This is a genomic window from Micromonospora sp. NBC_00362 (genome assembly GCF_026342155.1).
In the GTDB taxonomy this organism is placed as follows: Bacteria; Actinomycetota; Actinomycetes; order Mycobacteriales; family Micromonosporaceae; genus Micromonospora; species Micromonospora hortensis.
Window position 1 is genome coordinate 6,553,788 of record NZ_JAPENH010000001.1, and the last position, 20,793, is coordinate 6,574,580.

The 20,793-nt window shown below is 71.1% G+C and carries 18 protein-coding genes; 12 read left to right on the forward strand and 6 right to left on the reverse strand.

Features of this window, described 5'->3' with window-relative positions; translation table 11 throughout:
* Positions 1 to 3: 3 nt before the first annotated feature.
* From OG992_RS30325 to polA, 3 genes are all read left to right on the forward strand, one after another.
* Entirely contained in the window at positions 4 to 981 is a 978-nt protein-coding gene (locus tag OG992_RS30325; protein ID WP_112582677.1) for an amino acid ABC transporter permease, read from the forward strand.
* Positions 981 to 1,787 carry an amino acid ABC transporter ATP-binding protein gene (locus OG992_RS30330; RefSeq protein ID WP_308193719.1) on the forward strand — a complete coding sequence of 269 codons (807 nt, stop codon included), beginning with the start codon at positions 981 to 983 and terminating at the stop codon, positions 1,785 to 1,787. Before OG992_RS30325 ends, OG992_RS30330 begins: the two co-directional genes overlap by 1 nt.
* 90 nt (positions 1,788 to 1,877) lie before the next feature.
* Complete coding sequence (polA, locus tag OG992_RS30335) at positions 1,878 to 4,577, forward strand: DNA polymerase I (protein WP_266304928.1); 2,700 nt, start codon at positions 1,878 to 1,880, stop codon at positions 4,575 to 4,577.
* A 156-nt stretch (positions 4,578 to 4,733) separates the two neighbouring features.
* Here polA and OG992_RS30340 read toward each other — a convergent pair whose 3' ends face one another.
* The 4 genes from OG992_RS30340 to OG992_RS30355 form a co-directional block, all read right to left on the reverse strand.
* Complete coding sequence (locus OG992_RS30340) at positions 4,734 to 5,081, reverse strand: DUF3140 domain-containing protein (protein ID WP_308193720.1); 348 nt, start codon at positions 5,079 to 5,081, stop codon at positions 4,734 to 4,736.
* Positions 5,068 to 5,286 carry a DUF2945 domain-containing protein gene (locus OG992_RS30345; RefSeq protein ID WP_238686062.1) on the reverse strand — a complete coding sequence of 73 codons (219 nt, stop codon included), beginning with the start codon at positions 5,284 to 5,286 and terminating at the stop codon, positions 5,068 to 5,070. Before OG992_RS30345 ends, OG992_RS30340 begins: the two co-directional genes overlap by 14 nt.
* Before the next feature lie 36 nt (positions 5,287 to 5,322).
* The gene (locus OG992_RS30350; protein ID WP_266304929.1) at positions 5,323 to 5,874 is read right to left on the reverse strand and encodes a Uma2 family endonuclease; all 552 of its coding nucleotides are present in this window, start codon (positions 5,872 to 5,874) and stop codon (positions 5,323 to 5,325) included.
* A gap of 108 nt (positions 5,875 to 5,982) precedes the next feature.
* Entirely contained in the window at positions 5,983 to 6,789 is an 807-nt protein-coding gene (locus tag OG992_RS30355; RefSeq protein WP_266304930.1) for a class I SAM-dependent methyltransferase, read from the reverse strand.
* 432 nt (positions 6,790 to 7,221) lie between these two features.
* On the opposite strand from OG992_RS30355, the gene rpsA reads away from it, so the two are divergent.
* The gene (rpsA, locus tag OG992_RS30360) at positions 7,222 to 8,733 is read left to right on the forward strand and encodes a 30S ribosomal protein S1 (RefSeq protein ID WP_112582670.1); all 1,512 of its coding nucleotides are present in this window, start codon (positions 7,222 to 7,224) and stop codon (positions 8,731 to 8,733) included.
* A gap of 529 nt (positions 8,734 to 9,262) precedes the next feature.
* Positions 9,263 to 10,444: a dephospho-CoA kinase gene (coaE, locus tag OG992_RS30365; protein WP_266304931.1), complete on the forward strand. Its 1,182-nt coding sequence runs from the start codon at positions 9,263 to 9,265 to the stop codon at positions 10,442 to 10,444.
* A gap of 8 nt (positions 10,445 to 10,452) precedes the next feature.
* On the opposite strand, the gene OG992_RS30370 is transcribed toward coaE, so the two are convergent.
* Positions 10,453 to 12,330: a hypothetical protein gene (locus OG992_RS30370; protein WP_266304932.1), complete on the reverse strand. Its 1,878-nt coding sequence runs from the start codon at positions 12,328 to 12,330 to the stop codon at positions 10,453 to 10,455.
* A gap of 299 nt (positions 12,331 to 12,629) precedes the next feature.
* Here OG992_RS30370 and uvrB point away from each other — a divergent pair, with 299 nt between their 5' ends.
* The 4 genes from uvrB (at position 12,630) to OG992_RS30390 (ending at position 17,139) form a co-directional block, all read left to right on the forward strand.
* Complete coding sequence (uvrB, locus tag OG992_RS30375; protein WP_238685548.1) at positions 12,630 to 14,738, forward strand: excinuclease ABC subunit UvrB; 2,109 nt, start codon at positions 12,630 to 12,632, stop codon at positions 14,736 to 14,738.
* Positions 14,739 to 14,820: 82 nt separating this feature from the next.
* A complete protein-coding gene (locus OG992_RS30380) occupies positions 14,821 to 15,630 on the forward strand; it encodes a helix-turn-helix domain-containing protein (protein ID WP_266305302.1) in 810 nt (269 codons plus the stop codon).
* Positions 15,631 to 15,716: 86 nt separating this feature from the next.
* A complete protein-coding gene (locus OG992_RS30385; protein WP_266304933.1) occupies positions 15,717 to 16,085 on the forward strand; it encodes a VOC family protein in 369 nt (122 codons plus the stop codon).
* Between the two features lie 196 nt (positions 16,086 to 16,281).
* A complete protein-coding gene (locus OG992_RS30390) occupies positions 16,282 to 17,139 on the forward strand; it encodes a helix-turn-helix transcriptional regulator (RefSeq protein WP_266304934.1) in 858 nt (285 codons plus the stop codon).
* A 123-nt stretch (positions 17,140 to 17,262) separates the two neighbouring features.
* On the opposite strand, the gene OG992_RS30395 is transcribed toward OG992_RS30390, so the two are convergent.
* Positions 17,263 to 17,556 (reverse strand): antibiotic biosynthesis monooxygenase, encoded by a 294-nt coding sequence (locus OG992_RS30395; RefSeq protein ID WP_266304935.1) that lies wholly within the window; start codon positions 17,554 to 17,556, stop codon positions 17,263 to 17,265.
* A 116-nt stretch (positions 17,557 to 17,672) separates the two neighbouring features.
* Here OG992_RS30395 and pnuC point away from each other — a divergent pair, with 116 nt between their 5' ends.
* The 3 genes from pnuC (at position 17,673) to OG992_RS30410 (ending at position 20,761) form a co-directional block, all read left to right on the forward strand.
* The gene (gene pnuC / locus OG992_RS30400) at positions 17,673 to 18,329 is read left to right on the forward strand and encodes a nicotinamide riboside transporter PnuC (RefSeq protein ID WP_238685545.1); all 657 of its coding nucleotides are present in this window, start codon (positions 17,673 to 17,675) and stop codon (positions 18,327 to 18,329) included.
* Positions 18,326 to 19,450, forward strand: coding sequence for an AAA family ATPase (locus OG992_RS30405; RefSeq protein ID WP_266304936.1), 1,125 nt, complete (start codon positions 18,326 to 18,328; stop codon positions 19,448 to 19,450). The genes pnuC and OG992_RS30405 overlap by 4 nt, the downstream gene beginning before the upstream one ends.
* Before the next feature lie 312 nt (positions 19,451 to 19,762).
* Entirely contained in the window at positions 19,763 to 20,761 is a 999-nt protein-coding gene (locus OG992_RS30410; RefSeq protein ID WP_238685543.1) for a TerC family protein, read from the forward strand.
* Positions 20,762 to 20,793: the final 32 nt, after the last annotated feature.

A 20,793-nucleotide genomic window follows, 5' to 3' on the forward strand; every position in this document is an offset into this window, starting at 1 on the left:
CGCATGTCGTCGGAAACGGACACAACCGAACGGGCACGGCCGGAACCCATCCAGGCCGTGCCCGTCCGGCATCCCGGGCGTTGGGTAGCGGTCGCCGTGATCGGGGTGCTGGTGGCCATGTTCGTCCACCTGCTGGTGACGAACAAGGCGTTCAACTGGGCGTTCATGGTCGACGAGATGTTCCGGCCGCCGATCATGGAGGGTCTGCGCGGCACGCTCGCGCTGACAGTGCTCGCGATGGTGATCGGCGTCAGTCTCGGCGTTGTCGTCGCCATCATGCGGTTGTCGGAGAACCCGATCTTGCGGGGCGTCTCCTGGGCGTACACCTGGTTCTTCCGAGCGGTGCCCCGGCTGGTGCTGGCGATCCTCTTCGGCAACCTCGGCATCCTCTGGGCCCGGATCGAGTTCGGGCTCCCGTTCGATCGGCAGATCGGCGCGCTCTTCGGCGTCGACGACTTCGAGGCACGTCTGTTCGGTTTCTCCGCGCTGGAGATCCTCACGGGATTCGTCGCCGGCATGCTGGCGCTCGGGCTCTCCGAGGCGGCGTACATGGCCGAGATCGTTCGGGCCGGGATCCAGTCGGTGGACGAGGGGCAGACCGAGGCGGCACAGGCGCTGGGCTTGAGCCGTACCCAGATCCTGCGCCGCATCGTGCTGCCGCAGGCGATGCGGGTGATCATCCCGCCGACCGGCAACGAGACCATCGCGATGCTCAAGGACACCTCGCTGGTGGCCTTCGTACCGGTCTCCACGGAGCTGTTCTTCCAGCTCAAGGCCGTGGGTAACCGGACCTTCCAGGTCTTCCCGATGTACGTGGCGGCCTGCCTGTGGTACTTGCTGCTGACCAGCGTGCTGCTCGTCGGGCAGTACTACCTGGAGCGGCACTTCTCCAAGGGGTTCGGCAAGAGCGCCCAAGCGAAGATCAGACTGCGCGGGATCACCGCGGAGGCCGGCGGTAGCGCGAGCGAGGCGGGTCGGTGATGAAGCAGGTGACGACACCGGCGGATGCCGCGGGAACGGCCGGCGACGGCGTGATGGTCCGCGCTGAGCAGGTGCACAAGTCGTTCGGGTCGGTGGAGGTGCTCAAGGGCATCGACCTGGAGGTCCGCAGCGGCGAGGTCTGCTGTCTGCTCGGGCCCTCCGGCTCGGGCAAGTCGACGTTCCTGCGCTGCATCAACCATCTGGAGAAGATCAACGCCGGCCGGATCCGGGTGGACGGCGACCTGATCGGCTACCGGGAGCGCGGCGGCAAGCTGCACGAGATGCGGGAGAAGGAGATCGCCACCCAGCGCCGCTCGATCGGCATGGTGTTCCAGCGGTTCAACCTTTTTCCGCACATGACCGCCCTGCAGAACGTCGCCGAGGCGCCGGTGCTGTCGGGCCGGGAGCGCAAGGCCGCCGCCCGGGACCGGGCCGCCGCGCTGCTCCAGCGGGTCGGGCTCGGCGACAAGCTGGGCAACTACCCTGCGCAGCTCTCCGGCGGGCAGCAGCAGCGGGTGGCCATCGCCAGGGCGTTGGCGATGCAGCCGAAGCTGATGCTCTTCGACGAGCCCACCAGCGCGCTGGACCCGGAGCTGGTCGGCGAGGTGCTCGACGTGATGAAGGACCTGGCCCGCGACGGCATGACGATGATCGTGGTGACCCATGAGATCGGCTTCGCCCGGGAGGTCGGCGACTCGCTGGTCTTCATGGACGACGGCGTGGTGGTGGAGTCCGGCGCGCCGCGCGAGGTGATCGCCAACCCCCAGCACGACCGGACGAAGGCGTTCCTGGCCAAGGTGCTCTGAGCCGGTGCCCGGCGTGGCCGTCCCGAACGGCCGCGCCGGGCGTCGTGCCGGTGTCCCGTCCTGTCGTAGCGGCGGGCTAGAGTCGCTGCCGTGACAGCTACGACACCGCGCCTGCTCCTCGTTGACGGACATTCCATGGCATACCGGGCGTTCTTCGCCCTGCCCGTGGAAAACTTCTCCACCACGACGGGGCAGCCGACCAACGCGGTGTACGGCTTCACCTCCATGCTGATCAACGTGCTGCGCGACGAGCAGCCCACCCACATCGTCGTGGCCTTCGACGTCTCCCGCCACTCCTTCCGCACCGACAAGTACGCGGAGTACAAGGCCGGCCGCAGTGAGACCCCGACCGACTTCAAGGGCCAGGTCAGCCTGGTCAAGGAGGTCCTGGCCGCGCTGCAGATCCCGGTGGTGGAGAAAGAGGGCTTCGAGGCCGACGACGTCATCGCCACGCTCGCCTGCCAGGCCCGCGACCAGGGCATGTCGGTGCTGATCAGCAGCGGTGACCGCGACGCGTTCCAGCTGGTCGACGATCAGATCACCGTCCTCTACCCGCGTAAGGGCGTCTCCGACCTGGCCCGGATGGACCCGGCGGCGATCGAGGCGAAGTACGGTGTGCCGCCACAGCAGTACCGGGACCTCGCCGCGCTGGTCGGCGAGACCAGTGACAACCTGCCCGGCATCCCGGGCGTCGGCCCGAAGACCGCGGCCAAGTGGATCACCACGTACGGCGGGGTGGACGGCGTGATCGCCCGGGCCGACGAGATCAAGGGCAAGGCCGGCGACAGCCTGCGGGAGCGGCTCGCCGACGTGATCCGCAACTACGAGATCAACTGCCTCGTCTCCGACCTGGAGCTGCCGCTGCGCCCGGAGGACAGCCGCTGGACAGGTTGGGACCGGGAGGCGGTGCACCAGGTCTTCGACACCCTGGAGTTCCGCATCCTGCGCGACCGTCTCTACCAGTACCTGGAGGCGGTCGAGCCGGAGGCCGAGTCCGGCTTCGACCTCACCGGCGAGGTGCTCACCCAGCCCGGCGCGCTCGCCGGATGGCTGACCACACACGTCCCGACCGGCACCCCGGTCGGGTTGGCGGTCAAACTCGACACCGGCCCCAACCGCCGGCACACCGCCTCGATCACCGGTCTCGCGCTGGCCACCGCCGGCGGCGCGGCGGCCTGGGTCGACCCGGCGCAGCTCGACCCGACCGACGAGGGCGCCCTCGCCGGCTGGTTGGCCGACGAGCAGCGCCCCAAGGTGCTGCACGACAGCAAGCCGGCCGTGCTGGCCTGCGCCGCGCACGGCTGGCAGCTCGCCGGCATCGTCCGGGACACCCAGATCGCCGCGTACCTGGCCCGCCCCGACCAGCGCTCCTACGACCTGACCGACCTGGCGCTGCGCTACCTGCACCGGGAGCTGCGGGTCGACGTTCCGGAGTCCGGCCAGCTCACCCTCGACGGCCTCGGCGACGAAGGGGTGGTCGAGCAGAACCTGATGCTCCAGGCCCGTGCCACCCTCGACCTGGCCGACGCGATCGACGCCGAGTTGTCCCGCGACGGCGAGCAGTCCGCCCGGCTGATGGCCGGCGTGGAGCTGCCGTTGATGCGCGTGCTGGCCACCATGGAGAGCACCGGCATCGCCGCCGACGACGACTACCTCCACGAGCTGGAGGCCCACTTCGCCGGTGAGGTCAAGACCGCAGCACAGAACGCCTACGCCGAGATCGGTCGGGAGTTCAACCTCGGCTCGCCCAAGCAGTTGCAGGAGATCCTCTTCACCGAGCTGGGTCTGCCGAAGACCAAGAAGATCAAGACGGGCTACACCACCGACGCCGACGCCCTGCAGTGGCTCTACGCGCAGCAGCCGCACCCGGTACTGGCCCACCTCCTGCGTCACCGGGACGTGGCCAAGCTCAAGTCGACAGTCGACGGGCTGCTGAAGTCGGTCTCCGACGACGGCCGGATCCACACCACCTTCAACCAGACAGTGGCGGCCACCGGTCGGCTCTCCTCCACCGAGCCCAACCTGCAGAACATCCCGATCCGCACCGAGGAGGGCCGTCGGATCCGGCGGGCCTTCGTGGTGGGGGAGGGCTACGAGTGTCTGCTCACGGCCGACTACAGCCAGATCGAGATGCGCATCATGGCGCACCTCAGCTCGGACGACGCACTGATCGACGCGTTCAACTCCGGCGCCGACTTCCACGCCGCCACCGCCTCGTCGGTCTTCGGCGTGCCGCTCGACGAGGTCACCCCCGACCAGCGCCGCAAGATCAAGGCCATGAACTACGGCCTGGCGTACGGTCTGAGCGCCTTCGGCCTCTCCCAACAGCTCAGCATCAGCACCGAAGAGGCGCGTGGGCTGATGGAGAACTACTTCGCCGGCTTCGGCGGGGTGCGCGACTACCTTCAGCAGGTGGTCGCCCGGGCCCGCCAGGACGGCTACACCTCCACCATCCTCGGCCGACGCCGCTACCTGCCCGACCTGGTCAGCGACAACCGGCAGCGCCGTGACATCGCCGAGCGGATGGCGCTCAACGCCCCCATCCAGGGCTCCGCCGCCGACATCATCAAGGTGGCGATGCTGCACGTCGACACCGCGCTGCGCGACGCTGGGCTGCGCTCACGGATGCTGTTGCAGGTGCACGACGAGCTGGTCTTCGAGGTCGCCCCGGGTGAGCGGGAGCCGTTGGAGGCCCTGGTCCGGCGGGAGATGGGCGGGGCGTACCCGCTGTCGGTGCCGCTGGAGGTGTCGGTCGGCCTGGGTCGGGACTGGAACAGCGCCGATCACTGATGTGGCGTTGCGGTGTGGGGGTTCCGGGGCAGCCCGACCCACTCCGGGCGGTCAGGCTCGATCCCTGCGTGGGTCGGGCTGCCCCGGAACCCCTGACCGGGTCGTCCTGGTCGCGGCCGTTCGCGTGGTGGATCAAGGGTCGCCGGGCTGCGCCGGCTACTTCATAGGGTCGTGGCCCCAGTTCATCAGCGACCAGCGCCACTTGGTGTCGCGGACGTCGCCGGAGGGGCGCTGCGCCATGTGCCGGCGTACGTAGCCGACGACCTTGCGCATGTGCTTGTAGTCGCCGTCGGACAGGTCACCGCGTTTGCGACGGAGCAGGTTGATGATCTTCCGCCCGGATTCGTGTCCGACGGACTCGCCACCACCAGCTCGACCGCCCTTGTGCCAGCCGACCTGCTTCGACTCGTCGGTCTCCAGCCAGGTGGACAGCTCACCGGGCTTCATGTTCACCGCTTCGGTGAACTCCCGGTAGGTGTCCCGGCCGTCATCACCTCTGCTCATGGCGCAGCGCCTCGGGGCGGTGGGCCACGTCGCGGCCCGTGCCGTCACTGCGGACCCGGTACTGCGGGTCGTCGGGGCCCGCGTTCACGGCCCGCCCGCGGATCCGTGTCCGCTCGGTGATCGTCCCCCGCACCACGCCGTACGCGCGGCTGCCGTGGGCCGACCAGGAGACATGGTCGCCCTTGCGGAATCTCTGTTCGGCCATGGTCCTCGGCTACCCGGGGCGGCCACTGCGAAACGACTACGGGGTGATCTCGGCGATCGGCAGCTTGATGTCGAACGGCTCGGTCAGCTCGATCACCTCGGCGCCGTCGGCGACCAGCTCGTACTGCCGCTCACCGCCCGGCCCCACCCGGTCGCCGATCCGGTACGCGTACACGTGCACCGGATCCTGCTCGATCCGCCAGTAGAACGGGATGCCGGCGGCGGCGTACTCACCCGGCTTCGCGAACCGGTCGATCCGTCGCGTGCCGGGCGAGACGATCTCCAAGGCGAGCACGACGTCCGACGGCCGCAGAGTGGACCGGTCGGACGGCACGTCGGCGCGGCAGAGCAACAGGTCTGGTTGTCGGCTGGTGTTGCGGCTGAGCCCCACTCCGACCGCTTGGGCGACTCGGAGATGGCCCGGCACACGTGAGTGAAGCCAAAGACGTAGGAGAAACGAGATGTCTTGATGGCCCAGGGTGGGGGAGGGTGTCACCTGGACAACTCCGTCGACGAGTTCGACGCGGGGGGCGTCGTCCGGCAGGGTGAGCAGGTCCTCCAGCGTGTAGTCGGCACGCTGCTGCCGCATCGGATCCGGACACCAGGGGCCAGGTGATGTCGGGACGGGCTCGACGCTCATGGGCACGAGCCTACCGGCGATCGATGGGGCACACGTCGGACAACGGGTGCGGCGCGCTCAGTCGGCGGGCTTCTCGGTGACGAAGATGGCGGTGCCGGGGAAGAGTCGTCCGCGCAGCGGGCTCCACTGCCCCCAGACCCCCTCGTGTCCCTCCGGCCACTCCGGCTCCACCAGGTCCAACAGCCGGAACCCGGTGCCGACCAGCTCGCGGATCCGGTCGCCGAGGGTGCGGTGCTGCTCGACGTAGGTGGCCACGCCGCTGTCGTCCTGTTCCACGTACGGGGAGCGGTCGAAGTACGAGTGCACGGCCGTCAGGCCGCCCTCGCCGGGGTCGTCGAGAAAGATCCACCGCATCGGGTGGGTCACCGAGAACACCCACCGGCCGCCCGGGCGCAGCACCCGGTGCACCTCGGCGAGCAGCGCCGCCGAGTCGTCCACGAACGGGATCGCGCCGAACGCGGTGCAGGCGACGTCGAACGACCGGTCGGCGAACGGCAGGGCGAGCGCGTCGGCCTGCACCAGCGGTACGCGTACCCCGGTGCGCTCGGCCGCCTCGGCGGCGTGGCGCAACATGCCGGCGGACAGGTCGAAGGCGACCGGCCGGGCGCCCTGGGTGGCGAGCCAACGGGCGGCGGCCGCGGCGCCGGCGCCCACCTCCAGCACCCGCCGCCCCGACACGTCGCCGAGCAGCCGGGCGTCGGCCTCGCGCAGGCCCTCGGGGCACCACACGAAGTCCACGTCGCCGAGGAACGCGCCGTGTTCGGCCTGGTAGTCGTCGGCGTCGGTGTCCCACCAGCCGCGGTTGGCGCGCCGGGCCTCGGCGTCACCCACCCGGCGCCGGGTAACCCGGCTGTCGTCATCCACGCGCTCACGCTAGGCCCCACCCACCCCGTTGGGTGCGGCGGCGCGTCCACGATCTGTGCGACTCCTCGCGCGGCCGGCTTGATCGGCCCGTCTTCGGTGGCGTCGCGGTGTGCGAGCCGGCGGGGCGCGAGGTGCCGCTGTGACGCAGGAGACAGCAGGGGTGTTTTCCGGGCGATTGTTCGGCTTTCGCAGGTCATCGCACGAAGAGAACCCGGGAGGGCTTGCACGCTGTGGTAATGCGCACGGTAGGCTAGACGATGCGCTCGCGGATCGCGTTGCCTCGGCAGGGAGCAGGTGCGCGGTCGACGGAGCCACATCATGATCTCACTAGGCGATCGTTCGGTGTGCCCGGCGACGGATCCGCTGGCGCGAACAGGTCACTGCGACACACCAGCCTGCTGTGACAACCCACCGACCGGAGCAACCGCCCACATGACGAGCAGCATCGAGGCCCCCTCGAGCGCCACCCGGGTCACCCACGACGATCTCGGTTCCGAGGAGGCATTCCTCGCCGCGATCGACGAGACCATCAAGTACTTCAACGACGGCGACATTGTCGAAGGCACCGTCGTCAAGGTCGATCGGGACGAGGTCCTGCTCGACATCGGCTACAAGACCGAGGGTGTCATCCCCTCTCGGGAGTTGTCGATCAAGCACGACGTGGACCCCGCCGAGGTTGTGACGGTTGGCGACCACATCGAGGCCCTGGTCCTCCAGAAGGAGGACAAGGAGGGTCGTCTGATCCTCTCCAAGAAGCGGGCACAGTACGAGCGGGCCTGGGGCACGATCGAGAAGATCAAGGACGAGGACGGCGTCGTCCGCGGTTCGGTCATCGAGGTGGTCAAGGGCGGCCTCATCCTCGACATCGGGCTGCGCGGCTTCCTGCCCGCGTCCCTGGTCGAGATGCGTCGTGTGCGCGACCTGCAGCCGTACGTCGGGCGGGAGCTCGAGGCCAAGATCATCGAGCTGGACAAGAACCGCAACAACGTGGTCCTGTCCCGCCGGGCCTGGCTGGAGCAGACGCAGTCCGAGGTGCGCACCGAGTTCCTCAACAAGCTGCAGAAGGGCCAGGTCCGCAAGGGCGTCGTGTCCTCGATCGTCAACTTCGGCGCCTTCGTGGACCTGGGCGGCGTCGACGGTCTGGTGCACGTTTCCGAGCTGTCCTGGAAGCACATCGACCACCCGTCCGAGGTCGTCGAGGTTGGCCAGGAGGTCGAGGTCGAGGTCCTGGACGTCGACCTGGACCGCGAGCGCGTCTCGCTGTCGCTGAAGGCGACCCAGGAAGACCCGTGGCGTCAGTTCGCCCGCACCCACGCGATCCAGCAGATCGTGCCGGGTAAGGTCACCAAGCTGGTTCCGTTCGGTGCGTTCGTCCGCGTGGACGACGGCATCGAGGGTCTGGTCCACATCTCCGAGCTGGCCGAGCGCCACGTGGAGATCCCGGAGCAGGTCGTCCAGGTTGGCTCCGAGGTCATGGTCAAGGTCATCGACATCGACCTGGAGCGCCGCCGGATCTCGCTGTCGCTCAAGCAGGCCAACGAGGGCTTCGTCGAGGGCGAGGAGCACTTCGACCCGACCCTCTACGGCATGGCCGCGACGTACGACACCGAGGGCAACTACATCTACCCCGAGGGCTTCGACCCGGAGACGGGCGAGTGGCTCGAGGGGTACGACAAGCAGCGCGAGACCTGGGAGAACCAGTACGCCGAGGCTCGTCTGCGCTGGGAGGCCCACACCAAGCAGGTGCAGACCTCTCGGGCCGCCGACGCCGAGGCTGCCGCCAACCCGACTCCGGCCGTTCCGGCCGCTGGCGGCGGCGGTGGCGGTGGCACCACCTCCTCGTCCAGCCCGGCCCCGAGCCGGCAAGCCGAGGAGCCGGCCGGCACGCTGGCCACCGACGAGGCGCTCGCCGCACTGCGGGAGAAGCTCGCCGGCGGTAAGTGACCCGCTGAACGACGACGGGCCCCGTCCCCGCGATCTCCGGATCGCTGGGGGCGGGGCCCTCGCCGTACCCCGGGCGGAGTCGCGGGCGCGGCGCGGCGGCGGCCGGGGCGCGGCGGCGGTCGGGGCGCGGCGGCTGGTCCGGACGGTCAAGATCGTGCTCGATCCATGATGTAGGGGCCTCCCGGGCGCCGCACACCACTACATCCTTGATCGAGCATGATCTTGGGCGCGGGGCGCGGGGCGCGGGGCGCGGGGCGCGGGGCGCGGGGCGCGGGGCGCGGGGCGCGGGGCGCGGGGCGCGGGGCGCGGGGCGCGGGGCGCGGGGCGCGGGGCGCGGGGCGCGGGGCGCGGGGCGCGGGGCGCGGGGCGCGGGGCGCGGGGCGCGGGGCGCGGAGGCGGAGCGCGGGGCGCGGGGCCGGATGCCGGGCCTCGGGACGGGGTCGGGACGCGGTCGGGGCGGGGTGGTTGGGAGGCCGCCGGGCCGTGGGTGGGTTTGGCGGCGGGCTTGTCGATCCGGTTGACTGTTCGGGTGCTGAGGGTGGGGTTGACCGGCGGGATCGGGTCAGGCAAGAGCGCGGTGGCCGCGCGGCTCGTCGAGCGGGGCGCGGTGCTGATCGACGCCGACCGGGTGGCCCGGGAGGTGGTGGCGCCGGGTACCGACGGGCTGGCCGAGATCGTCGCCGCCTTCTCCGACTCGGTGGTGGACGCCGACGGCGCACTGGATCGTGCCGCGCTGGGAGCTGTGGTGTTCGCCGACGAGACCGCCCGGCGTCGGCTGGAGGCGATCACCCACCCCCGGGTCCGGGCCCGCACCGCGGAGCTGACCGCCGCGGCGGCACCCGACGCGATTGTCGTCAACGACGTACCGCTGCTGGTCGAGGTGGGTCTCACGCCGACGTACCACCTGGTGGTCGTGGTGCAGACGGCCGTGGCGACCCGACTGGAGCGGCTGGCGCGCGACCGGGGGATGGGCCGCGCGGAGGCCGAACGGAGGATCGCCGCCCAGGCCGACGACGCCCGCCGCCGGGCGGCGGCGGACGTGGTGCTGACGAACGACGGGAGCCTGACGGCGCTGCACGACGCCGTCGACAGGCTCTGGAAGCAGCGGCTGGTGCCCTACGAGGACAACCTGCGTCAGCGGCGGGTGGTCCCGCCGGACGCGGCCGAGCTGGCCGGGGCGGACGCGAGTTGGCCGGAGCAGTACGCGCGGCTGGCCGCCCGGATCCAGCACACGCTCGGCTCGGACGCCCTACGGATCGATCACATCGGTTCGACGGCGGTGCCCGGCCTGGCCGCCCAGAACGTCATCGACGTGCAGGTGGCGGTCGCCAGCCTCGCCGACGCCGACGGGCCGTTGGCCGATCGGCTGGCGAGCGCTGGGTTTCCACGGGTGCCGGGGCAGTGGTGGGACGACCCGCGCCCGGCCGGCAGGGGCCGGTGGGAGAAACGGTTGCACGGCAGCGCGGACCCGGCCCGCCCGGTTCGTCTGCACGTGCGGATGGCGGATTCGCCGGGTTGGCGGTACGCGCTGCTGATGCGTGATCACCTGCGTGCCGACCCGGATCAACGGGCCACGTACCTGCAGCTCAAGCGGGACCTGGTCGACGCGGCACCGGTGGCCGGCGATTCCGGCACGGCCCGCAACCCGTGGTTCGACGAGGAGTACCTGCGGGCCGAGCAGTGGGCCGCGCAGACCGGCTGGCGCCCCTGAGGCATCGGTCAGCGGGCACGGGGCCGAGGGGCCGGAGACCGAGGGGCCGCAGGTCGAGGGACGGCGGGCCGAGGGTTGGCAGCCAGTCGGGGCACGACGGCGGGCTGGAGATCCAGGTGTGCCCACGCGCCGGCGTCGGTCCGCAACCCGAGCCGGCGGAGCGACCCGTCCCGGTCGAGCCAGTAACGCAGCCGCGCGTCGGCCGGACCCGACTCGATGACGTCCACCGTCCGTCCGGCGGTGACGTCCTCGCGTACCCGCACGGTCGCGCCGCGCTGCCCGACCGACCCGGCGGCTATCGCGGCGTCGACCAGCACCCCCAGGTCGTCCCGGCCGGGCCGGGAGACCCGCCATCCTCCGGCCGGGGGCGGCAGCGGCGGCCGGGCCGGCGACTCGGCGGTGCCGCCGCCGGCATCGGCCGCCGGCAGGTCCGCCCGGGCCAGACCGGCGGCGTCGCGGCGCAGGAGGGTCCGGCGATCCGGTACGCCCAGGTCGGCGACCGCGAGGTACGCGGTACGCGCGGTCCAGCTCAACCAGCCGGTGCCCCGCAGGTTCGTGTCAGTGCCCACCGGTGCGGTCAGCGTCACGGTGGCACCGCCGTGGGCGCGGAGCCGGGCCGGCAGCCGGTCGAGCCGACGTTGTTCGGCGTCGGTCAGCGCGCGGGGCAGACCGGGGCGGCCGCCGAGTGCGTCCACCGGTCGAAGTGTCGGCCGGTCCGCGCGGTTGAAGATCATCGTGACCGGACCGGCGCCGGGCAGCAGGGTCACCAGCTTGTGCAGCCGGGCGTCCTGATCGAGCCAGTACCGGGTCTGTCCGTCCGGGGCGGGCGTCGCGGCGCTGGGTGTGCCGATGGCCGTGCTGGCGGCTGGCGCGCCGCTGGGCAGTGGTGCCTGTATGACGTCCAGTGGGCCGGCCGGGACGGCCTCGCGGGCGATCCAGCGCGCCCCGTCCGACGGTGCCGTCCGCGTCGTGGTGTCGGGGCGGTCGGCGGCGAGATCGAGGAGCAGGTCGAGCACCGGTGCCAGGTGCGCCCCGGGTGCCAGTCGGTGCAGCCGCCACCGGTCGGTCGGGGGCGTCAGTGGTGGTGCGGCGGGAGTGGGCACCGCCGCCGGATCGGGCCGGATCACCAGCACCGGACCGCTCTTCTGCAACAGCCCGCGTTCGGCGCCCGCTCCCGGCCCGCCCACGTCGAGGTACAGCAGGGACCGGGACCAGTCCACCCAGCCCACCAGTTCGATGCGGGCGGCGCCGGTGCCGGCCGTGACCCGTACGCCGGCGCGCAGGTCCCGCAGGTTGGTGACCCGCACGGCGGCCAGCCTCTCGCCCTCCGCCAGGGTCAGCGGCCGGGCCGGCTCGGGCGGGTCGGGCGCCCAGCTCAACAACCCGAGCACCAGCGCCGTCGCGGACGTCACCGCCGTCAGACCGAGCAACAGCAGCACCGTACGCCGACGACGGCTGGCCGAGGGCGGCCCGGTGGTCTCGGCGGCCTCGGTGGTGTCCGGGGTGTCGTCGCGGCGGGTGGTCTCGCGGTTCTCCGCGAGGTTTCGCTCGGCGGCGGCCCGCCGCGTGTCGCCGGTCTTGCGGCCGCCGGTGGCTCGGCGCGCGCCGCCCGCGGACCGGCCGGCTGTGGACCTGCCTCCGGTGTCGTTGGTTCGGTTGGCCCTGGATGTGTTCTTGGCGTCGTTGGTTCGGTTGGCCCTGGATGTGTTCTTGGCGTCGTTGGTTCGGCCGGCCGCCGAGGCACCGGCGGCCGAGCCGGTGCGGTGCCGGCCGCTGCCGCTGGCCGGGCCGCTGCCGCTGGCCGGGCCGCTGCCGGTGCTCCCGGCCTCGGGCCGGGGTGTGGCGGTGCGGGCGGTGTCGGGTGCCGGGGTCGGAGAGGTGTCCACGGAGATGAAACGGGCGGGGAGGCACCGGAGTGACGAGCAGGGGCGCTCGCGGCGGCCGGTCTGCGCCTCGAGCGCGACCACACGGGTGCGCACGCCGGACGAGCCGGGTGCTGCGACCGCAGTGCCGGGGGTGACCGGCCGTGATGTTGGCCTGGCCACCGGCCCGGTCGGCCGCCGCGAGCGGCCTACATGAAGAGGGTAGTCCCGGTGACATGGGCCACACAATGGGAATATTGAAGCCGATCACGTACCTGGCGTGACGGCCGTTCCTGTCGGACCTGCGGCGTACCGTTGATGGCATGGCGCTCGACATTCCCCGGCTGGACAGCCGCTTCCAGGTCGTCAGTGACTTCCAGCCGGCCGGCGACCAACCGGCAGCCATCGATGACCTTGAGCGTCGGGTTCGGCGCGGCGACCGCAACACCGTTCTGCTCGGCGCGACCGGCACCGGCAAGAGCGCCACCACGGCGTGGCTGATCGAGCGGCTGCAACGCCCCACCCTGGTGCTCGCCCCGAACAAGACGCTCTGCGCGCAGCTGGCCAAGGAGTTCAGCGAGCTGCTGCCGCACAACGCTGTCGAATACTTCGTCTCGTACTACGACTACTACCAGCCCGAGGCGTACATTCCGCAGACCGACACCTACATCGAGAAGGACTCCTCGATCAACGAGGAGGTGGAGCGGCTGCGGCACTCGGCGACGATGTCGCTGCTCACCCGCCGCGACGTGATCGTGGTGGCGACCGTCTCGGCTATCTACGGCCTGGGCACTCCGGAGGAGTACCTCAACCGGGCGGTGAAGATGCAGGTCGGGCAGGAGCTCGACCGTGACCAGTTGCTGCGCCGGCTGGTCGACATCCAGTACACCCGCAACGACATGGCCTTCCAGCGGGGCACCTTCCGGGTCCGCGGCGACACGCTGGAGATCATCCCGGCGTACGAGGAGCTGGCGATCCGGATCGAGCTGTTCGGTGACGAGGTGGAGAAGCTCTACTACCTCAACCCGTTGACCGGTGACGTGGTCCGCGAGGTCGACCAGCTGGTGATCTTCCCGGCCACCCACTACGCGGCCGGACCGGAGCGGATGGAACGGGCGATCCGTGACATCGAGGTGGAGTTGGCCGAGCGGCTCGCCGAGCTGGAGCGGCAGGGCAAGCTGCTGGAGGCGCAGCGGCTGCGGATGCGCACCACCTACGACATCGAGATGATGCGGCAGGTGGGCTTCTGCTCCGGCATCGAGAACTACTCGATGCACATGGACGGGCGGCTGCCCGGCAGCCCGCCGCACGCCCTGCTCGACTACTTCCCCGACGACTTCCTCACTGTGGTCGATGAGTCGCACGTGACGATCCCGCAGATCGGCGGCATGTACGAGGGCGACGCGTCGCGCAAGCGGATGCTCATCGACCACGGCTTCCGGCTGCCCAGCGCGGCCGACAACCGGCCCCTGCGTTTCGACGAGTTCCTGGAGCGGGTCGGCCAGATGGTCTACCTCTCCGCGACCCCCGGCACCTGGGAGATGGAGCAGGCCCAGGGCGAGTTCGTCGAGCAGGTGATCCGACCCACCGGTCTGGTCGACCCGGAGGTCGTGATCAAGCCGACCAAGGGCCAGATCGACGACCTGATGCACGAGATCAAGCTGCGGACCGACCGGGACGAGCGGGTGCTGGTCACCACGCTGACCAAGAAGATGGCCGAGGACCTGTCCGACTACCTCCTGGAGAACGGCATCCGGGTGCGTTACCTGCACTCGGAGGTCGACACGTTGCGCCGGGTGGAGCTGCTGCGCGAGCTGCGCAAGGGCGACTACGACGTGCTCGTCGGCATCAACCTGCTCCGCGAAGGTCTGGACCTGCCCGAGGTGTCGTTGGTGGCGATTCTCGACGCCGACAAGGAGGGCTTCCTGCGCAGCGGCCGGTCGCTGATCCAGACCATCGGGCGGGCCGCCCGTAACGTCTCCGGCCAGGTGCACATGTACGCCGACAAGATCACCCCGTCGATGGCGGCGGCGATCGACGAGACCGATCGGCGTCGGGCCAAGCAGATCGCTCACAACGAGGCGCACGGCATCAGCCCGGAGCCGCTGCGTAAGAAGATCCACGACATCCTGGACGACATCTACCGCGAGGCGGAGGACACCGAGAATTCCCGGGTCGGGGGAGCGGTGCGTCAGCTTTCCCGCGGCAAGGCGCCGGTCAAGGAGACCCGCAGCCGGAGCCGGTCCTCCGCGACCACCACCTCACGGGAGGGGATGGCCCGCGCGGACCTCGCCCAGCTCATTCAGGAGCTCAACGACCAGATGTTGGCCGCCGCCCGCGAGCTTCAGTTCGAGTTGGCGGCCCGGATCCGTGACGAGGTCTCCGACCTGAAGAAGGAGCTGCGCGGCATGGACGCCGCCGGCGTGAAGTGACGGTCATCGGGTCGGCTCCGCCCAGCGCACCGCTCGGGCCCGGCCGGCCGGGGCACGCGAAGGGCGGGCGCTGTTGACGGCGGTGGCACCGGTCGGCGAGATGGTCCTCGGGCTGCCCGACGCCCGCCTGCGTCCGTTCGTCGACAGGTACGTGGGCTACCGGGAACGGGCGGACGTGCCACTGGTCCGCCGGGAGTCGGCGGGCGTCTTCGTGGTGCTGATCCTGGGCTGGGGCGCTCCGCTGGACGTGACCGACCCGCGTGACGCGCAGCGGGGCGTCACCGCTGTCGACTCGTTCGTGGCCGGCACCTTCGACAGGTGGTGCACCACTCGCACCGTGGGCGTGGGGGAGGGCGTCGAGTTGCTGCTCGCCCCCCTCACCGCCCGCCGGCTTCTCGGTCTTCCCCTGAGTGAGCTGACCAATCGGGCCGTCGGCGTCGGGCAGCTCCCGGGCCGTTGGCTGGATCGGCTGCGTGGCCGGCTCGCCGAGGCCCCTGGCTGGTCGGCGCGGTTCGACCTGCTCGACCGGGTGCTCGCCGCCCGGCTGGCGGCGTCCCCGCCGGTGGACCCGCGGCTCGAATGGGCGTGGCGGTGGCTGACCGCCAGTGGTGGGCGGGGGAGCGTCGGTGTGCTCGCCGACGAGTTGGGCTGGAGTCGCCGCCACCTCGCGTCCCGGTTCCGGCAGGAGGTCGGGCTGCCGCCCAAGATGGCCGCCCGGCTGCTGCGTTTTCAGCAGGCCCACGCCGCGTCGACGCAGGCCGGCGAGGTCGGGAGGGGAGCCGACTGGGCCGCCGTGGCGGCGGGCTGCGGCTACTACGACCAGTCCCACCTGATCCGCGACTTCCACGAGTTCGCGGGGGCCACGCCGGCCGCGCTTCTCGCTGCCCGCTGACGACGGCCGGCCGGGGCCGGGTCGGCGACCCGCCGAGGTCACATTCGTCCAATCCGGGGCCGCGCCGCCGGCCGCAGAATCGGGTCATGCGAACCATCTATCCGATCTTCCGTTATCCCGATCCTCGCGCCGCGATCGACTGGCTCGGTGCCGCCTTCGGTTTCCAGGTGCATGCCGTGCACGAGACGCCGGACGGTACTGTCGCGCACGCCGAGCTGGTCCTCGACACCGGCATGATCATGCTGGGTGGTCGGGCCGACGCCCGGCCCCGGCCGGCCGACGACGACTGGTCGGTCTACGTGTCCGTGCCGGACGTCGACGCCCACTGCGCCCAGGCCCGGGTGGCCGGTGCCGAGATCATCCGCGAGCCGTTCGACACCGACTACGGCTCCCGTGACTACGCAGCCCGCGATCTGGCCGGCAACGTCTGGTCCTTCGGCACCTACCGACCCTGAGTCCGGCCACGCCAGCCGGGGACGGCCGGCCCGCCGGGATCAGCCTTCGCGGCCTGAAGCCGCACTGACCTGCGGAAACGGTGTGTTCGAGCTGACCCGGCCGGCCGACGGTGTCGAATGCCCTGATTGCGGTGCGCGAGCGAGCTATTGCACTGGGTGATCGTCCTGCGTAGTCTCCCTCGGTGGGGAGGCCGGGATGCCGCTGCCAACAAGTCCTGTCATTCGACGTGCACGTCTCGGCGCAGAGCTGCGCCAACTCCGTCGGCGCGAGTCGCTGACCCTGGAGCAGGTCTGCGACCGGCTGGGCTGGGCCTCGACGTCGAAGCTGTCCCGCATCGAGCTGGGCCAGAGTCGCCCTGACCTCGCCGACGTGCTCGATCTGCTGGATGTCTACAAGGTGCCCACGCCCGCCCGGGAGGCGCTGATCGTCATCGCCCGGGACGCGGCCACCAGTCGAGGCTGGTGGAAGACGCTGGGCGAGATGAGCGAACGGCAGCGCACCTACGCCGAGTTGGAGGCGGGCGCCGCCGACATCGTCGAGTACCAGCCGTCGGTGGTGCCGGGGCTGCTCCAGACGCCCGCGTACGCCCGGGTGTTGGTCGCGGCCGGCGCCCAGCTCACGCCGGAGGTCGATGTGGAGGCCGAGGTGCGCGCGAGGGCACTGCGGCAGGAGGTGCTGCGGCGGGCCTACCCGCCGCGCTACACGGCGGTGCTCGCCGAGGCCGTCTGCGACCCGGGTGACCTGCCGGTGGCGGTCTGGCGTGAACAGCTGCGTCATCTGGTCGCGGTGACCGGCCTGTCCCACGTCACGGTGCGGCTGTTGCCACGCGGAGCGGCCGGTGACGGGCTGCATCCGCTCACACCGTATTCCTGCTACGCCTTTCCCGACCCGGCGGACCCGCGCACCGTCATGCTCGAGGCGTTGACCACCGATGTCCGGTTGGCCACGGTGATCGACGTCGACCGCTACGAGCGGATGACCGCGGCGCTGCTGGCCGCGGCGCTGTCAGCGGAGGAGACGGTCACAGCGCTGGCCCGCCGCGTCGGCGAGTGACGGTTGACCGGTGCCCGATGGTGACGCGCCGCGCGGCCACCGGGCCCGGCGCCCCCGAGCCCGTCGGGACCGGCGGCCGGCGCGTGCGCCCGGCACGATAACCGTGGGGTACGACAGCTCGGCTCAGGCCGGTACGTCGAGGAAGTGTTCGACAATGGGCGGTCCCGCGAAGTGCGGCCCGATCAGCGCCCGCCACGTGTCGAACCGTTCGGTGGCCCGGAAGTTCTTCTCGTGCGCCTCGACCGAGTCCCATTCGACGAGCAGCACGAAGCGGGCCGGTGACTCGATTCCTCGGGTCATTCGCACGGACCGGCAGCCGGTCGCACCGGCGAGCACCGGGTGACCCTCGGCGTACGCGGCGGCGAACGCGTCCTCGTGTCCGGGTAGTACGTCGATCAGCGCGACCTCAAGCACCATGTCGGACAGCCTCCCACGGCGGTCGGGGCAGTCGGTGTCGCGGGTCTGTGCCGGACCACTGCCTGGACTCCTCTCGGCTCGGCGGAGGACGTTGACACGGACCCTAGGGTGGCTTCGTGATCATCGACTGGCTCACCGGCACCGCGTTTCGGGTGGCCGGGACGGGCACCACCTGGGCGGAGCTGCTGGGGTTCGTGACCGGCGTGCTCAACGTGTGGCTGGTGGCCCGGCAGAAGATCGCCAACTGGCCGATCGGCATCGCCAACGTGCTGCTGCTCATGGTGCTGTTCTGGACCGCCGGGCTGTACGCCGACGCGGGACTTCAGGTCGTCTACGTCGCGCTCGGCTGCTACGGCTGGTGGTACTGGCTCTTCGGGGGTGAGCGGCGCACCCGGCTCACTGTCAGCCGGACGGGGCGGCGGGAGTGGCTGGCGCTGGCCGCCGCCGGGCTGCTGCTCACCGGCGCGCTCTGGGTGCTGCTGGACCGGGCCACCGACTCGACAGTGCCGCTGCCGGACGCGTTGACCACGACGCTCTCCCTGCTGGCCACTTACGGGCAGACCCGCAAGCGGGTGGAGAGTTGGTGGCTCTGGATCGCCGCCGACCTGATCTACATCCCGTTGTACGCGTACAAGGGGCTGCACCTGACGGCAGTGCTCTACCTGGTCTTCCTCGCCCTGTGCGTACTCGGGTTGCGCGCCTGGCGCGCCGACCTGCGTCGGGCCGACCTGCCGAGCGCGGTCCCGCCCGGCCCGGCCCCGGTCACCGCGTGAACGCTGAGACATCCGGCCGTGCGCCGGCGCCACGCGGGTCGGCGCGTCCGGCCGCCGCGGAGTTCGGGCACGGGATGGTGGTGGGCAAGTTCTATCCGCCGCACGCCGGGCACCACGCGCTGATCCGGGCCGCCGCCGCCCGCTGCGCCGAGGTGACAGTCGTCGTGGCGCCCTCGCGTCGGGAGTCCGTTCCGCTTCCGCTGCGCCTCGACTGGCTGCGCGAGGTGCACGCGGACACGCCGTGGGTCCGTTTCGTCGGCCGGTACGACGACCACCCGGTGGACTACGCCGATCCGGCGGTCTGGGACGCGCACTGCGCGGTGTTCCGCGAGGCGGTCGGGCCGGGGTCGGTGGACGCGGTCTTCTCCTCCGAGGCGTACGGGGCCGAGTTGGCGCGCCGCTTCGACGCCGTACCCGTGTCGGTGGATCCGGATCGGCGGACCGTGCCGGTGTCCGGGACGGCGGTGCGCGCGGACCCGGCGGGTCACTGGCGGTGGCTGAGCCCGCCGGTGCGGGAGTGGTTCGTCCGGCGGGTGGTGGTGGTCGGCGCCGAGTCGACCGGGACCACGACGATGGCGGCGGCGCTCGCCGGGCACTACGGCACGTCCTGGGTGCCGGAGTACGGGCGGGAGTTGACAGCTCGCAAGCTGGCCCGGTTGCGGGAACGAACGCCGGAGGCGACCGTCTTCGACGTCGCCTGGGATCGTGACGACTTCCGCGCTGTGGTCCGCGAGCAGCAGGCGGCCGAGGACGCGGCGGCCCGGACGAGCGGGCCGCTGCTGGTCTGCGACACCGACGCGCGGGCGACGGCGGTGTGGGAGGAGCGCTACCTCGGCGGCGCGTCGGAGGAGGTACGGGCGGCGGCGCGTCGGCCGTCGCTGTATCTGCTGACCGACCACCGGGGGGTGCCGTTCACCGATGACGGGCTGCGCGACGGTGAGCACCTGCGGGCCTGGATGACCGAGCGCTTCCGGGCCGAGCTGGCCGGGTGCGGGGTGCCGGTGGTGGAGTTGTCCGGGTCGCACGCCGATCGGTTGGCCCGGGCGGTGCGGGCCTGCGACGACCTGCTCGCCGCCGGGTGGTCGCTCGCCGACCCGATCGCCGCACCAGACGTGCACTAGCCTCCTAGGAAGGCGTAGGGGGTGTGGCGCGTCGAGCGGTGTCCAGCGCCACGGGGTGCCCGGGGTGTGATCACGGGGCGTGGTGGGCAACAATGGTCACCGAGGAGGGGAGTATTCCCCCGCAACGGAGTCGTCAGCACGGTCGATCGCCGGAACCACGGTGCCCGACCCGGCCCCGTAGGTCGCCGCCCCTCTCCGGGGCGACGGCGGAAGAGACCTCCGACAGTCACCAGAGTGAGCGACAGCGGCACGCCGGCTCCCGCAGGGGCGTACGGTGTGCCCGACGCCGCGTGTCTGCCGGAGGAATGAACGTTGGACGTGTCCGGATTGGTGTGGGCGGGAACGCTTGTCGCACTGACTGCGGTCCTGCTCGTCGACCTGTTGATCATTGGTCGGCGCCCGCACGAGCCGAGTGTGCGGGAGTCGAGCCTCTGGGTCGGCTTCTACGTCGGTCTCGCCCTGCTCTTCGGTGTGGGTGTGTGGCTGACCTCTGGGGCCAGCGCGGCCGGCCAGTTCTACACCGGCTGGCTCACCGAGTACAGCCTCTCGGTGGACAACCTCTTCGTCTTCGTGATCATCATGGCCCGCTTCGGGGTGCCTCGGCAGTACCAGCAGAAGGTGCTGCTCGTCGGCATCGTGCTGGCGCTGGTGATGCGCGGCGGGTTCATCGCCGCGGGTGCGGCGCTGATCACTCAGTTCTCCTGGGTCTTCTACATCTTCGGCGCGTTCCTGATCTACACCGCGGTGAACCTGGCCCGGCAGGGTGAGCCGGACGAGGACGAGTTCTCCGAGAACGTGCTGATCCGGTGGAGCCGCAAGGCGCTGCCGATCTCGAAGGACTACGACGGGGCGAAGCTCACCACCCACGTTGCCGGCAAGCGGCTGTTCACCCCGATGCTGATCGTGATGATCGCGATCGGCACCACCGACCTGATCTTCGCGTTGGACTCGATCCCGGCGATCTTCGGCATCACCCAGGAGCCGTACCTGGTCTTCACCGCGAACGTCTTCGCGCTGATGGGCCTCCGGCAGCTCTACTTCCTGCTCGGTGGCCTGCTGGACCGGCTGATCTACCTGAGCTATGGCCTGGCCGTGGTGCTCGGGTTCATCGGGGTCAAGCTGGTGCTGGAGGCACTGGCCGACAACAAACTGCCGTTCATCAACGGTGGCGAGCACGTCGGCTGGGCGCCGCACATCCCGATCTGGTTGTCGCTGCTGGTCATCATCGGCACCCTGGGCGTCGCCACCGCCGCCAGCCTGATCAAGTCCTCCCGGGACCGGCGTCGCGAGTTGGCCGACGCCCGACACTGATCCGTCACCGGCCGGGTGCGCACACGCGCCCG